Source organism: Candidatus Symbiopectobacterium endolongispinus (assembly GCF_018777385.1).
GTDB lineage: Bacteria > Pseudomonadota > Gammaproteobacteria > Enterobacterales > Enterobacteriaceae > Symbiopectobacterium > Symbiopectobacterium endolongispinus.
The window spans coordinates 737,631-751,268 of record NZ_JAFJYB010000001.1; the positions used below are offsets into that span (position 1 = coordinate 737,631).

Annotated in this window: 14 protein-coding genes and 4 pseudogenes; 9 read left to right on the forward strand and 9 right to left on the reverse strand. The window is 51.8% G+C overall.

Annotated features, from left to right (window positions below; translation table 11 throughout):
- Window positions 1-177: 177 nt before the first annotated feature.
- From kdsA to hemA, 6 genes and pseudogenes are all read right to left on the reverse strand, one after another.
- On the reverse strand, window positions 178-1,032 hold the full coding sequence (kdsA, locus tag JZM30_RS03750; RefSeq protein WP_252317607.1) for a 3-deoxy-8-phosphooctulonate synthase: 855 nt from the start codon (window positions 1,030-1,032) through the stop codon (window positions 178-180).
- Window positions 1,033-1,072: 40 nt separating this feature from the next.
- Window positions 1,073-1,882, reverse strand: a complete 810-nt coding sequence (sirB1, locus tag JZM30_RS03755; RefSeq protein WP_252317608.1) for an invasion regulator SirB1 — start codon at window positions 1,880-1,882, stop codon at window positions 1,073-1,075.
- Between the two features lie 2 nt (window positions 1,883-1,884).
- Window positions 1,885-2,276, reverse strand: a pseudogene (locus tag JZM30_RS03760) (SirB2 family protein).
- Window positions 2,276-3,127, reverse strand: a complete 852-nt coding sequence (gene prmC, locus JZM30_RS03765; protein WP_252317609.1) for a peptide chain release factor N(5)-glutamine methyltransferase — start codon at window positions 3,125-3,127, stop codon at window positions 2,276-2,278. The pseudogene JZM30_RS03760 and the gene prmC overlap by 1 nt, the downstream one beginning before the upstream one ends.
- Window positions 3,127-4,209 carry a peptide chain release factor 1 gene (gene prfA / locus JZM30_RS03770; protein WP_252317610.1) on the reverse strand — a complete coding sequence of 361 codons (1,083 nt, stop codon included), beginning with the start codon at window positions 4,207-4,209 and terminating at the stop codon, window positions 3,127-3,129. Before prfA ends, prmC begins: the two co-directional genes overlap by 1 nt.
- Before the next feature lie 40 nt (window positions 4,210-4,249).
- On the reverse strand, window positions 4,250-5,506 hold the full coding sequence (hemA, locus tag JZM30_RS03775; protein ID WP_252317611.1) for a glutamyl-tRNA reductase: 1,257 nt from the start codon (window positions 5,504-5,506) through the stop codon (window positions 4,250-4,252).
- 245 nt (window positions 5,507-5,751) lie between these two features.
- On the opposite strand from hemA, the gene lolB reads away from it, so the two are divergent.
- The 3 genes from lolB (at window position 5,752) to prs (ending at window position 8,353) form a co-directional block, all read left to right on the forward strand.
- Window positions 5,752-6,375 carry a lipoprotein insertase outer membrane protein LolB gene (gene lolB / locus JZM30_RS03780; RefSeq protein ID WP_252317612.1) on the forward strand — a complete coding sequence of 208 codons (624 nt, stop codon included), beginning with the start codon at window positions 5,752-5,754 and terminating at the stop codon, window positions 6,373-6,375.
- Between the two features lie 2 nt (window positions 6,376-6,377).
- The gene (gene ispE / locus JZM30_RS03785; protein ID WP_252317613.1) at window positions 6,378-7,253 is read left to right on the forward strand and encodes a 4-(cytidine 5'-diphospho)-2-C-methyl-D-erythritol kinase; all 876 of its coding nucleotides are present in this window, start codon (window positions 6,378-6,380) and stop codon (window positions 7,251-7,253) included.
- 152 nt (window positions 7,254-7,405) lie between these two features.
- Window positions 7,406-8,353 (forward strand): ribose-phosphate diphosphokinase, encoded by a 948-nt coding sequence (gene prs / locus JZM30_RS03790; RefSeq protein ID WP_195313487.1) that lies wholly within the window; start codon window positions 7,406-7,408, stop codon window positions 8,351-8,353.
- A 253-nt stretch (window positions 8,354-8,606) separates the two neighbouring features.
- Here the strand turns inward: prs and ychH are convergent, their stop codons facing one another.
- A complete protein-coding gene (gene ychH, locus JZM30_RS03795; RefSeq protein ID WP_252317614.1) occupies window positions 8,607-8,879 on the reverse strand; it encodes a stress-induced protein YchH in 273 nt (90 codons plus the stop codon).
- Between the two features lie 364 nt (window positions 8,880-9,243).
- Here ychH and pth point away from each other — a divergent pair, with 364 nt between their 5' ends.
- The 3 genes and pseudogenes from pth to JZM30_RS03810 all read left to right on the forward strand — a co-directional run.
- Window positions 9,244-9,831 carry an aminoacyl-tRNA hydrolase gene (gene pth, locus JZM30_RS03800; RefSeq protein WP_252317615.1) on the forward strand — a complete coding sequence of 196 codons (588 nt, stop codon included), beginning with the start codon at window positions 9,244-9,246 and terminating at the stop codon, window positions 9,829-9,831.
- Window positions 9,832-9,959: 128 nt separating this feature from the next.
- Entirely contained in the window at window positions 9,960-11,051 is a 1,092-nt protein-coding gene (gene ychF / locus JZM30_RS03805) for a redox-regulated ATPase YchF (RefSeq protein WP_252317616.1), read from the forward strand.
- Between the two features lie 201 nt (window positions 11,052-11,252).
- Window positions 11,253-11,582, forward strand: a pseudogene (locus JZM30_RS03810) (tyrosine-type recombinase/integrase); the annotation flags it as partial.
- Window positions 11,583-11,708: 126 nt separating this feature from the next.
- Here JZM30_RS03810 and JZM30_RS03815 read toward each other — a convergent pair.
- Both JZM30_RS03815 and JZM30_RS03820 read right to left on the reverse strand, forming a co-directional pair.
- Window positions 11,709-11,828 (reverse strand): annotated as a pseudogene (locus JZM30_RS03815) (IS5/IS1182 family transposase); the annotation flags it as partial.
- A gap of 38 nt (window positions 11,829-11,866) precedes the next feature.
- Window positions 11,867-12,031: a hypothetical protein gene (locus JZM30_RS03820; RefSeq protein WP_252317617.1), complete on the reverse strand. Its 165-nt coding sequence runs from the start codon at window positions 12,029-12,031 to the stop codon at window positions 11,867-11,869.
- Window positions 12,032-12,060: 29 nt separating this feature from the next.
- Between JZM30_RS03820 and JZM30_RS03825 the strand changes: the two genes are divergently transcribed.
- The 3 genes and pseudogenes from JZM30_RS03825 to JZM30_RS03835 all read left to right on the forward strand — a co-directional run bounded on the left by JZM30_RS03825 (window position 12,061) and on the right by JZM30_RS03835 (window position 13,623).
- On the forward strand, window positions 12,061-12,378 hold the full coding sequence (locus JZM30_RS03825; protein WP_252317618.1) for a helix-turn-helix domain-containing protein: 318 nt from the start codon (window positions 12,061-12,063) through the stop codon (window positions 12,376-12,378).
- A gap of 48 nt (window positions 12,379-12,426) precedes the next feature.
- A complete protein-coding gene (locus JZM30_RS24270; protein WP_367115844.1) occupies window positions 12,427-12,855 on the forward strand; it encodes an IclR family transcriptional regulator domain-containing protein in 429 nt (142 codons plus the stop codon).
- A 163-nt stretch (window positions 12,856-13,018) separates the two neighbouring features.
- Window positions 13,019-13,623 (forward strand): annotated as a pseudogene (locus tag JZM30_RS03835) (transporter substrate-binding domain-containing protein).
- Window positions 13,624-13,638 lie beyond the last annotated feature (15 nt).

Below are 13,638 nucleotides of genomic sequence, written 5' to 3' on the forward strand. Positions count from 1 at the left end.
TTTTACTGAAGTGCAGATTCACATCCCAAAAGTCACTTTACCCCTCGTCATCCCCGGCGAAAGCCGGGGAGCTCTATGAGAATAAATGCATTTCTTCTGCACTAAATTCCCGCTTTCGCGGAAATGACTATGGTAGGCGAGAATCGGCTTTTAGAGCGGATAATTAAACGCGAATAATCAGTTGTTGGTATCCAGTTCCGGGAACTGTTTGACCAGATCATCAATCGCTTTAATTTGCTGCAAGAAGGGTTCCAGCTTATTCAGCGGCAATGCAGACGGACCGTCGCATTTCGCGTTGGCCGGATCCGGATGTGCTTCAATAAACAACCCTGCCAAACCAACCGCCATGCCTGCTCGTGCCAGCTCAGTGACCTGACCACGACGACCACCGGAGGCCGCACCGAAAGGATCGCGACATTGCAATGCGTGAGTCACGTCAAAAATCACCGGGCAGCCGCCAGACACCTGCTTCATGACGTTGAAACCCAACATATCCACAACCAGGTTGTCATAACCAAAGTTGTTGCCACGATCGCACAAAATTACCTGCTCGTTGCCACCTTCCTTGAACTTGTCAACGATATTGCCGATTTGTCCTGGGCTGATAAACTGCGGTTTTTTCACGTTGATCACCGCGCCGGTTTTCGCCATAGCCTCAACCAGATCGGTTTGACGCGCCAAAAACGCCGGTAGCTGGATCACATCCACCACATCGGCGACGGTCTGCGCCTGCTGTGCTTCGTGCACATCCGTTATCACCTTCACACCGAAGGTCTGTTTCAGTTCCTGGAAGATCTTCATGCCCTCTTCCAGACCCGGCCCACGATAAGAGTGAATGGAGGAGCGGTTAGCCTTGTCGAAGGAGGCCTTGAACACGTAGGGAATGCCCAGTTTTTGCGTTACGGTGACGTAATGTTCACAAATACGCATGGCGAGATCGCTCGATTCAAGCACATTCATACCGCCAAACAGGACAAAAAGCGCGTCGTTGGCAACAGGAATATCACCAACCTTGACCACTTTGTTCTTCATGCTGTTACCTTATCGGAGTGATTAACATTAAAAAAATGCGTTAGTGCAATACAATATGTTTTTGCTCTATCGAGTGAATTTGCACTTTGATCATTTCACTGACCGGATCTTCAGGGCACTGTTCCACGAAGTAGCTTAAATCAGACACCGCGATATGGTCGCAGTCCAACTGTGCATAGATCAAGCCGCGATCGCGAATTCCATAAGGGTCTTCCGGATCGAATTGCAGCACGGCTTCACTGGCCCGCAACGCAAGTTCCATCTGCTTCTCTTCCATCAGCGCCACTTTTAACGTATCAAGCAATTTGCGTACAATCAGCAAGTTTTCCGCTTCGTCCAGATCTTCATCCATCAGTTGCGTAGACGGGCCAATGTTACCTTTAAGCCACACATCCAGCACATGTTCGCTCAGAGTATCGCCATTGAGCGGATTGATGAGCCACATCTCGTTATCCATACAGTCCGCGCGCAGGATCAACTGTGTCGGGAAAATCACCGGCATCATGGGGAGATCCAAGGCGTGAGCGATATGCAGGAACACAATTCCCAGCGATACTGGCATTCCCTGAAGGGATTCCAGCACCTTATCTAGCCACAGCGCATCGGATAAACGGTAAACACCACTGGCACCGCCAAATCCCCAGGTGTGGTAAAAAAGCATCAACAACATATCCAGTTGTTGATCCTGATCCAGATCGCGGGGAATGGCTTTACGCGCTTCATCAACCAACTGTTGCAGTTTCTTGCGTACATTCAGGGCGGAGAAGTCACCTCGCACTCTCTGTGAAACTAAAATAACCCCTTCACTTAACGGCGACTGATTGAATTCAAAATCCGCAATAGAACTCATAGTTATTCCATCAGAAATGCGAGTTTAGTGATTGCTGCCTGTGCAATCAGAAAGAAACACACCAAGGCAAGGATAAACGCTACCCAACGCAGACTCAGGCTGCGTTGGCATCGACCCAGCGCGATGTGTCCCAGTAAAATGTAAATGATAACGCCAAACAGATTCGCCGTCAGCCAGCTTTCTTACACAGGAAAGGATAAAAGCGATTTATAACGATCAGTGCAATACCGCTCGCTAACAGTAGCGTATCGTTAATGTGCGGCACTACCCTGACCCAGCGCTGTTGCAACGCGGGAGAGTGGCGGCACAGCCAATAAAAACGTGTCACAAACAGACCAATCGTTACAACAGCAGTAAGCACGTGCACCGTGAGAACAACGGCGTGGTACGACATCAGGCACCTCCCTCTGCCGCCGGCCACTGCCCCAGCGTCACCCGCTCGTTACCACCATAATCGCGGCAGGTGGCAACCTGCTCAAAACCGCGCTGTTGCAGCAACTGCCGCACTGGTTCACCTTGCTGCCAACCGTGCTCTAACAGTAACCAGCCCGCATTTTTCAAATGTTGCGGAGCCTGTTGGATAATCCAGCGCAAATCAGCCAGTCCGCCTTCGGCGGCCACCAGTGCGCTGAGCGGTTCAAAGCGCACATCCCCTTCACGCAGGTGGATATCTTCGGCATCGATATAAGGCGGGTTGCTGACAATCACGGAAAAACGCGTGGGCGCGACCGGTTCAAACCAATTACCATGCAGAAATTGCACATTGGACAATTGCAATGTCGCCGCATTGCGTTGTGCCAATGTCACCGCGTCCGGCTGAACGTCAACCCCGGTCACGGTGCAATCCGGGCGTTCGCTCGCCAAAGCCAGCGCGATCGCCCCGGTTCCAGTGCCCAAATCCAGCACCGTCGGAGCACTGAACTGCGCCATGCACTGCAACGCTTGTTCCACCAGACACTCAGTGTCTGGACGTGGAATCAGTGTTGCCGGGGAGACAGCCAGTGGCAGAGACCAAAATTCACGTGCGCCCGTCAAATAAGCCACTGGCTCACCATTGATGCGACGGGCCAGCAGCGCCGACAGGCGCTGAAGCTGCGCGTCATCAAGCAAGGTTTCGCCAAACGCCAGCAAAAACGTGCGCCCTTTGCCCGTAACGTGTTCCAGCAGAATTTCTGCGTCACGCTTCGGGCTTTCATTGCGGGTCAGCTGCTGTAGCGCCGTTGCCACCCAGGTGCGGTAATCCATTATTCCTGCTCAGACAGCGCAGCCAACTGATCGGCCTGATACTCTTGCACCACGGGTTGGATCAGCATATCCATCTTGCCTTCCATCGCTTCATCCAGTCGGTAAAGCGTCAGGTTAATGCGGTGATCGGTCACGCGCCCCTGCGGGAAGTTATACGTGCGGATACGATCGGAACGGTCGCCGCTGCCCAACAGGTTACGACGCGTCGATGCTTCTTCCTGGTGACGTTTTTGCACTTCTGCTGCGCGTATACGCGCAACCAGCACCGACATGGCCTTCGCCTTGTTTTTGTGTTGGGAACGCTCATCCTGACATTCGACAACAATCAAGGTCGGTAAGTGGGTGATACGAATGGCTGAGTCGGTGGTGTTAACGTGCTGACCACCGGCACCGGAAGAACGGAAGGTATCAATACGCAAATCTGCCGGATTGATATCGGGGGTTTCCGCTTCGGGCACCTCGGGCATTACCGCGACCGTACAGGCTGAGGTGTGAATACGCCCCTGCGATTCTGTGGCAGGCACGCGCTGCACGCGGTGGCCGCCCGACTCAAATTTCAACCGTCCATAAACACCATCACCACTCACTTTGGCGATCACCTCTTTATAGCCACCATGCTCACCGTCGCTGGCACTCATGATTTCCACTCGCCAGCGGCGCGATTCAGCATAACGGCTGTACATGCGAAACAAATCGCCCGCAAACAGTGCGGCCTCATCACCGCCGGTGCCTGCACGCACTTCAAGGAAGCAACCGCGCTCATCGTCCGGATCTTTCGGCAATAACAGCACCTGAAGCTGCTGTTCCAGCGCCTCGCCGTCAATCTTCAGTTGTTTTAATTCTTCTTGCGCCATATCGCGCATTTCCGCATCGTCCAGCATCAATTCTGCGGTTTCACTGTCTTCTTGCACCTGCTGCCAGCGTTGAAAACAGTGCGTGATGTCCGCCAACTGGGCATATTCGCGAGATAACGCCCGAAAGAGCTCCATATCGGAGATAACGCTCGGCTCACCCAGCAGGGCTTGTACTTCCTCGTGACGTTCTTGTAACGCTTCCAGTTTGGCAACAATAGAAGGCTTCATGCGTGCGGTTAATTCCTGTCAACTAAGAATGGATGGGGTGCTAGTCCAGCCCGAGGCTGTCGCGTAAAATATGTAATCGGTTCAGATCGCCATCGAGGGCAGCCTGCTGCAACGCGGCGGTAGGCGCATGAATGAGGCGGTTAGTGAGACGCGAGGTTAACGCGCCCAGCACCGCTTCAACGTCATTGCCTTGCTGAATGGCTGCAAGCGCTTTCGCCGTCATTTCCGCGCGAACCGCATCTGACTGTGAACGGTATTCTCGAATGGTTTCCACCACAGATTGCGCACGCAACCAGGCCATAAAATCGGCAGATTCTTGCTGCACGATGGATTCAGCCTGCACAGCTGCGGCCTGACGTTGCGCCATGTTATGCTGAATGATAGCATGTAAATCGTCCACGCTATACAGATAAACGTTGGGTAACTTACCCACTTCGGGCTCGATATCGCGCGGCACGGCGATATCCACCATCAGCATTGGCTGGTTACGTCGCGCTTTCAGCGTCCTTTCCATCATTCCTTTTCCAATAATCGGCAGCGTACTCGCGGTGGAACTGATGAATATATCGGCCTGCGCCAGATAGTCGTTCAGCTCGCCCAGCGTGATCACTTCAGCGCCCACTTCAGCGGCAAGGACTTGCGCGCGTTCGCGGGTGCGATTAGCAATCACCATGCGCTTCACCTGATGTTCGCGTAAATGGCGCGCCACCAGTTCAATAGTTTCTCCCGCACCAACCAGCAGCACGGTAACACCCACCAGTGACTCAAAAATCTGCCGCGCCAACGCACAGGCAGCAAACGCCACCGACACCGCACTGGCGCCGATATCCGTCTCCGTGCGCACCCGTTTTGCCACCGAGAACGAACGCTGGAACAAGCGTTCCAGCTCGCTGGAGAGTGAGTGACCGCGTTGGGATTCGGCAAAGGCTTTTTTAACCTGCCCAAGAATTTGCGGCTCGCCCAGCACCAACGAATCCAATCCGCTGGCAACACGCATCAGGTGGTTAACCGCCGCATTATCCTGATGCCAGTAGAGGCTGTTTTTCAGTTCATCAGGGTTCAGATGGTGGAACTGGCACAGCCAGTCGACCACCTGTTCGCGCTGGTTCTCCCGCTCATCGACACTGAGATACAGCTCAGTACGATTGCAGGTAGACAGCACAACCCCACCCTGCACCAACGGCTGCGCAAGCAGGCTGTGCAAAGCATCGCCCAGTACATCAGGGGAAAACGCGATACGTTCCCTGAGTGATACTGGAGCGGTTTTGTGGTTGATGCCAAGCGCAAGCAGGGTCATTCTTGAATAAATGCCGTCAAGAGTAATGCCGACATTAGTATGGTCTTAGAGTAGAGGCATTCTACTTTATGCTGCGCAGCATGAAAAGCGGCGCGAAGTACCTCTATTGACGTAGTTGATATTGCGTGCCGCATTCCTTTTTCACTGTCATACATTGCCGCTGGGCATCGCTTGCAACGCATGGCACACTGTATCCATTCGACATGATGATGGGGTTTCTCTACCCTTAATAGGATATATGCAACATGTTAAGTCACACCGCCCGCGCCTTACGGCTCCTGCCTTTAGCCAGCTTACTGCTGACTGCCTGTACGTTGACCAAGCCCTCGGGTCCCAACGCAACGTCGGATTTGCCGGCCTGGTTACAACATAAGCAGCAGGTGCAACAATTGAGCCAGTATCAGACACGTGGCGCATTTGCCTATCTCTCCGATAGCAAGAAACTTTCGGCCAACTTTTTCTGGCAAGAGTCTTCCACGCAACGCTACCGTCTGCTGCTGACCAACCCGTTCGGCGGCACAGAACTGGAACTGCGCGCACAGCCCGATGGCATTCAAATCACCGATGGGCAAGGTAAACGTTATATCGGCAAAGATGCCGAGTACATGCTGTCCCAACTGACCGGGATGCGTATTCCATTGACCAATCTGCGCCAGTGGATGATTGGCCTGCCGGGAGATGCGCAGCAGTTTACGCTGGATGAGCACGCGCGGCTCAGTACGGCAACGCTGGTACAAAACGGCTTGACGTGGGAAGTGAAATACCTCGGTTACGATGATAGCGTCACGCCCACCCTACCCAACGCCCTGGAACTGACGCAAGGCGAGCAACGCATCAAGCTGAAAATGAATAACTGGACGGTGCAATAAGCATGAGCGATGCGGCACAACTGACACACTGGCCATCTCCGGCCAAACTCAACCTGTTTCTGTATATCACCGGTCAGCGCGCCGACGGGTATCACCTGCTGCAAACGCTGTTTCAGTTTCTGGATTATGGCGACACGGTCGACATCCGATTACGCAACGACGGCATTATCCAGCTACTCACCCCGCTGCCCGGCGTGCCTGACGACACCAATCTGGCCGTACGCGCGGCACGTTTGTTACAGGCCTACAGCCAGGAGCAGGGGCGCACACTGACCTATAACGGTGCTGACATCGCTATCGATAAATGCCTGCCAATGGGCGGCGGTCTGGGCGGCGGATCTTCCAACGCTGCTACGGTGCTGGTTGCGTTGAATCATCTGTGGCAATGTGGCCTTGATGAGGACACGCTGGCGCAGTTGGGATTACGACTAGGCGCAGATGTACCAGTGTTTGTACGCGGGCATGCCGCTTTCGCCGAAGGCGTTGGTGAGATACTGACACCCGCCTCACCACCGGAAAAATGGTATCTGGTGGTACATCCCGGCGTCACCATTCCGACCCCGCTGGTGTTTAGCGATCCGGACTTACCACGCGACACACCGGTACGCACATTAGATGAGCTACAAAAACAGACCTTCGTCAATGATTGTGAATCTACCGTAAGAAAACGTTTTCGCGAGGTTGAACAGCGACTCTCTTGGCTGCTAGAATACGCACCGGCGCGCCTGACAGGAACGGGAGCTTGTGTGTTTGCCGAATTCGACACCGAATTCGCCGCTCGTCACGTGCTTGACCAGGCCCCGGAAACGCTGAACGGTTTTGTTGTGCGTAGCGTGAACACCTCGCCGCTGCACTGTGTGCTTTCCGGGCAACGTTAAGCGTTGAAAACATTTTTACCCCGTATGGCGGGTTTATGCCTTAAGTTCAACGCTTAACTCATACACCCGTATGCATATTTTCCTGCTGCCTCGCAACGCCCTCGAGACACCGGGTACAATATTTCTCTGGACGCAAGCCTGAGGTTCTTCCCGTGCCTGATATGAAGCTTTTTGCTGGTAACGCTATCCCAGAACTAGCGCAACGTATTGCCAACCGTTTATACACCAGCCTGGGAGACGCCGCTGTAGGTCGCTTTAGCGACGGTGAAGTCAGCGTGCAAGTCAATGAAAACGTTCGTGGTGGCGACATTTTCATCATCCAGTCCACCTGTGCACCAACCAATGACAACCTGATGGAGCTAGTTGTGATGGTCGATGCTCTACGCCGTGCGTCAGCGGGACGTATTACAGCCGTTATCCCCTATTTCGGCTATGCTCGTCAGGACCGCCGTGTGCGTTCTGCGCGTGTACCGATCACCGCCAAAGTGGTCGCTGACTTTCTGTCAAGCGTAGGGGTTGACCGTGTCCTGACCGTGGACCTGCACGCAGAACAGATTCAAGGCTTCTTCGACGTTCCGGTCGATAACGTTTTCGGCAGCCCGATTCTGCTGGAAGACATGTTGCAGCAGAATCTGGAAAACCCGATTGTGGTTTCTCCGGATATCGGTGGCGTTGTGCGTGCACGTGCCATTGCTAAACTGCTGAACGACACTGACATGGCGATCATCGACAAACGTCGTCCGCGCGCCAACGTCTCTCAAGTGATGCACATCATCGGTGATGTCGCAGGGCGCGACTGCATTCTGGTCGACGACATGATCGATACCGGTGGCACACTGTGCAAAGCGGCAGAAGCATTAAAAGAACGCGGTGCCAAACGCGTCTTTGCTTATGCCACTCACCCGATTTTCTCCGGCAATGCGTATGACAACATCAAGAATTCGGTGATTGATGAAGTGATCGTCTGCGATACCATTCCGCTGTCGGAAAATATCAAAGCACTGCCTAACGTGCGCACACTGACACTTTCGGGCATGCTGGCGGAAGCTATTCGTCGCATCAGCAACGAAGAGTCTATTTCTGCCATGTTTGAACATTAATCAACAGCGTCCATTTCTGTTGTCAACAAAACGCCAGCCCTCGGGTGGCGTTTTTTATTTCTCGTGGATATGGTCACGTATTGCACATAATATCGTTTAGCGTGGCAATAATATTGCCCGCGAACAGTGGCGATAATTATTTACGGGGTCAACTACATCGCAGGAGGAATATAATCAGCACGCAAAGTGGGTATTATCTGCAAGCAGAAAAAAACATCCTGGCGCCTGCCGAACAAGCAGGCGTCTGGTATCATCAGGAATGAGGTTGCTGACGGCGGCAGCGTTTATCAAAATGCTTTACCCACCAATAGCGATCGGCGACGGCTTCACGGCCGCCAATGCGTGCCCCAACCAGCCAGGTCATGGCACCAGCGAAAATGGCCATTAGGTCGAAATAGGTAAAGTAGGCGGGCAAGTTCAGCTCAGGTAATTGGCTGATAATGGTGAAGGCGATCCCCTCGACCATTAACACCATACCGATGCCCATAAATACGTTGCCCAGCATGACAGCATTTTTGCGTTTCATCTGTCACCTCCTGTAAGGGTCAGGTAAAATACGTGACCGTTCGGAAAAATGAAAATGCTACGTAACCGTCCTTGTTCTGATGTAATTATATACGCTGTAGGCAATAAGGTATTGCGTAGGCGATCACAGATAAGCAAGTGTAGAAACGTTTTTTTACATTTAGAGCTGACCAAATGTGAATATAATTAATAACAAAATTGAATTATTACCAAAGTAAATTGTTTCCAGCCATTTTTTGCTACACGTTCGTCGAGCGCGCGACAAACAACCTGCTGAAGGCTTTTTCACTGCCCTACTCCTGTGTAAACTACACGTTTGACTTTCTTTTATCGGGCGTCGCGAGACGCAAAATCTGGGACTTAACGTGAGCAGTATCAAATTAATCGTCGGATTGGCGAATCCGGGAGCTGAATACGCCGCCACGCGCCACAATGCCGGTGCCTGGTACGTTGACCAGTTAGCTGAGGTTTATCGGCAATCGCTTAAGGAAGAGGCCAAGTTCTTTGGCTATACCGCGCGCCTCACTCTGGCCGGTCATGATGTTCGCCTGCTGGTGCCAATCACCTTTATGAACCTCAGTGGTAAAGCCGTGGCGGCAATGGCAACCTTTTACCGCATCCAACCGGATGAAATTCTGGTAGCGCACGATGAGCTGGATCTTTTACCTGGGGTTGCCAAACTGAAACTGGGCGGCGGACACGGCGGGCACAACGGCTTGAAAGACATCATGAGCAAATTAGGTAACAACCCTAATTTTCACCGTTTGCGCATTGGCATCGGCCATCCCGGCGATAAAAGTAAGGTTACCGGTTTCGTGCTGGGCAAACCACCCGCCAGTGAACAGATGCTGATCGACGGCGCGATCGACGAAGCCATTCGCTGCACCGAGATTTTGCTGAAAGACGATATGGTGAAAGCAATGAATCGACTGCACGCCTATAAACCTGCGTGAAATGATATTCCCGCGCAGTCGGTTCGAGTTAACGCGCCATTCCGTGTATAATTGGCGCTAACGTATTTATTTGTTCAGATGATAAAACATAACCATCTGATTGATAAGCTATTTAAGGTGATAAAAGTATGGGATTCAAGTGCGGTATCGTTGGGCTGCCTAACGTGGGTAAATCTACGCTGTTTAATGCATTGACCAAAGCCGGTATCGAAGCGGCCAACTTTCCGTTTTGCACCATAGAGCCCAACACTGGCGTGGTGCCGATGCCCGACCCGCGTTTGGACAAGCTGGCTGAGATTGTTAAACCGCAGCGTATTCTCCCCACCACGATGGAGTTTATTGATATCGCGGGTCTGGTAAAAGGTGCGTCCAAAGGTGAAGGTCTGGGCAACCAATTCCTGACTAACATTCGGGAAACGGAAGCGATCGGCCACGTGGTGCGTTGCTTCGAAAACGACAACATTATCCACGTTGCGGGCAAGGTCGATCCGGCAGACGACATTGATACCATCAACACAGAACTGGCGTTGGCGGATCTCGATACTTGCGAGCGTGCACTGCACCGCGTGCAGAAGAAAGCCAAAGGCGGCGGCAAAGATGCAAAAATTGAACAGGCCGCGCTGGAAAAATGTCTGCCACAGTTGGAAAAAGCGGGCATGCTACGCGCGCTGGATCTGAATGCTGAAGAGAAAGCAGCCATTCGTTACCTGAGTTTCCTGACGCTCAAGCCCACCATGTACATCGCTAACGTCAATGAAGATGACTTTGAAAACAACCCCTACCTGGATCGGGTGCGCGAAATCGCTGCCAGCGAAGGTTCTGTGGTTGTCCCGGTGTGTGCCGCGGTAGAATCCGACATCGCCGAGTTGGACGATGCAGATCGCGAAGAATTTATGGCGGAACTGGGGCTGGAAGAACCTGGCCTGAACCGCGTGATCCGTGCCGGTTATGAACTGCTAAACCTGCAAACCTACTTTACCGCAGGCGTAAAAGAAGTGCGCGCCTGGACCATCCCTGTCGGTGCGACGGCCCCACAGGCCGCGGGTAAAATCCACACCGATTTTGAAAAAGGCTTTATCCGCGCGCAAACCATCGCGTATGAAGACTTTATCACCTACAAAGGTGAGCAAGGCGCGAAAGAAGCAGGGAAAATGCGTTCTGAGGGCAAAGAATACATCGTTAAAGATGGCGATGTGATGAACTTCTTGTTTAACGTATAAAATCGCTTCTGTTGTCTCATGAGATCTCACCGCATCTCGTGAAGGCTGACAAAACCTCATAAAATCCAAGCAGTTGCGTGGATTTTTCTTTTCATGACGCCTCACATTATCTCATGACAGCGTAGTCAAAAATGAGTACAAGAAATGAACTCAACGGCAAATCCAGCATGTTTGCGTTGGGTGAGTATCCAGCGGTAAAAGGTGGCGACGCTCAGAGCAGATAGCGATCCTGTCTGGCCGGTACGTAAAGCTCTTCCGGCAAACAAAACGCAGCACAAACAGGCATTGAACTCGCAGCAAATTGGAAAGCTGTTAAGCTGTTTTGACAACAGTCGTGGCTCATACCAGGTTAACTATTGCATGTGGTTGATGTGGTGGACACTAGCGCGGCCAGCCGAAGTTACCGAGGCAAAATGGGCAGTATTCGATCTCGATAATGCACTGTGGACCATTCCGGCGACGCAGATGAAAGCCTGCAGAGAACACGTTATTCCCCTTCCCTCCCAAGCTGTCAACATGCTCAGGACGCTATAAGGATTAACCGGGCATCGGCAGCATCTCTTCGGTACTTCAAAAGCCACTGACCGAATGCGAGCATGTACGCATTCATCCACCGCCAAGGTTGATACAACTTACAGCCTATCATAGTACGTCTTTATGCAGCCTGACTCTCCATTCTTCTTCGCCGAAGACTTTCAGGCCAGTGCCGTCGATGACCTGGTGGGAGATTTCACCCCGAGTTGGTGTCTTTATGCTGATGTTTACGGTCTTTGCCCGCCCCACGACCTGCGCACCAAATTAATGCGATATACGGATCATAAACGTTCCGTTGCTCCACGCTGATGCAAGCCGTAAATTTCTCTCAATTGCCCAGTTGAATAATCTCTAAATTCTCTCAACACAATATCCTGTTTATTAATACATTCCCTTTTTACGGGAATATATTTCCTTATTTTTGGCACAGTATCTGCAATATTCAATGCGACACCACCACTGTGAATTTAGAGCCATGGATAATTTTCAAAACCACATTTACACCAAAGAGTCAGTGCCAACATCCGAACGAATTCTGCTGGTGTTACGCATTGTTGCTGGTTTTGGACGCCCGGTGAGCGCCAGTGAATTAGTCACTGCAAGCGGACTTAATAAAAGCACGCTATATCGCTTGCTCGCCTCCTTGCGACGTTGGGGATTTGTGATGGAAACCGAGTCGCTCTATTCGCCGGGCCCTGCCTGTCTACAAATGTCTCTTAATTTTGATGCTGTGCAACTTCTGATACAAAACGCGTATGACGCTATGCACAAGTTAAATGAAATAACCCAGTAAACAGTGGCCATTACTGTGGTAATGCAGCAAGAAGCGGTTTGTATCAGCATGTTGGAGCCACGTCAGTCTCTGCGCTGTTCGTTTGAAAAAGGTCGCAGTCTCCCGTTGCACAATGGCGCAACGGCGAAATGTTTACTGGCTCATCTGCCACCGGTTGTTAGCCAGCACATTCTGCAGAGCCACTTCAGCAACATGTTCGAACGTGAAGCGCGGATAAATGAACTCTCCACGATCCGACAGCAGGGTTATTCCTGTTCTGAAAGTGAAGTTGATGCCGGCGTGTGGGGCGTCAGTGTCCCGATCCTGACGCAAAGTCATCAGCTTTTGGGTGCGCTGACCCTCATGGCGCCAGTCATTCGAGCCCAGAATCAGCACCAGAAACTCATCAATGCAACGTTGAGTGCTGCAAACGATATTCATCAACGACTGAGTACCACCTTTACGCATGGTTCTCCTACTTTTTCTAATCAACCTTAATTTTAGAATGTGAGATATGTCTTTTATTAAATACACCGTTAAACCCACCCTCATCGCTATTTCTCTGCTCAGTACGTCCCTGTCAGCGTTGGCTGCAGGTGCGCCAATTAAAGCGGTAACGGATGCCACCTTCCCGCCGATGGAATTTACCGAGAATCAAAAAATGACCGGCTTTGATATTGAACTGGTTGAAGCGATGGGTAAAAAACTCGACCGTCCAATTCAGTGGACCAATGTTGACTTTAAAGGCCTGATCCCAAGCTTAACGGCCGGTCGCGCAGATATTACCGTTTCGGCAATTTACATCACCCCCGAACGTCAGCAGGTGGTGAATTCACCGAGCCCTACCTGGCAGGTGGCCTGGTGGCGCTGGTTAAAGACGACAATACCACCATCAATAGCGCTGAAGATTTAAAAGGGGAAAAAATCAGTGTGCAGACGGGCACTAAATCGGTTGAATGGTTGCGTACCCATCTTCCTGAAGCCCAAACCATTGAAGTCGAAAAAAACCAGAAGATGTTTAACCTGGTCAGCATCGGTCGTGTTGAGGCCGCGGTTACCGGAAAACCTGCTGCATTCCAGTACGCGCGCACCCGTGGTGGCGTGAAAATATTGCCAAAATCACTTACCAGCGAAGAGTACGGCATTGCAGTGCGAAAAGATGAACCCACTTTAGTGGCTGATATGAACAACGCCCTGTCGCAGCTTAAAGCCGATGGCAGCTATCAACAGTTGTTGGATAAGTGGTTCCCCAACCCTGTTAAGTAACTGACTGTAGGAAAA

Coding starts and splice junctions, on each gene's coding strand:
- prfA (WP_252317610.1), bottom strand. CDS start 4,209: ATGAAGCCTTCTATTGTTGCCAAACTGGAAGCGTTACAAGAACGTCAC.
- JZM30_RS24270 (WP_367115844.1), top strand. CDS start 12,427: ATGTTGGAGCCACGTCAGTCTCTGCGCTGTTCGTTTGAAAAAGGTCGC.
- JZM30_RS03825 (WP_252317618.1), top strand. CDS start 12,061: ATGGATAATTTTCAAAACCACATTTACACCAAAGAGTCAGTGCCAACA.
- prmC (WP_252317609.1), bottom strand. CDS start 3,127: ATGGATTACCGCACCTGGGTGGCAACGGCGCTACAGCAGCTGACCCGC.
- kdsA (WP_252317607.1), bottom strand. CDS start 1,032: ATGAAGAACAAAGTGGTCAAGGTTGGTGATATTCCTGTTGCCAACGAC.
- sirB1 (WP_252317608.1), bottom strand. CDS start 1,882: ATGAGTTCTATTGCGGATTTTGAATTCAATCAGTCGCCGTTAAGTGAA.
- lolB (WP_252317612.1), top strand. CDS start 5,752: ATGTTAAGTCACACCGCCCGCGCCTTACGGCTCCTGCCTTTAGCCAGC.
- ispE (WP_252317613.1), top strand. CDS start 6,378: ATGAGCGATGCGGCACAACTGACACACTGGCCATCTCCGGCCAAACTC.
- hemA (WP_252317611.1), bottom strand. CDS start 5,506: ATGACCCTGCTTGCGCTTGGCATCAACCACAAAACCGCTCCAGTATCA.
- ychF (WP_252317616.1), top strand. CDS start 9,960: ATGGGATTCAAGTGCGGTATCGTTGGGCTGCCTAACGTGGGTAAATCT.
- ychH (WP_252317614.1), bottom strand. CDS start 8,879: ATGAAACGCAAAAATGCTGTCATGCTGGGCAACGTATTTATGGGCATC.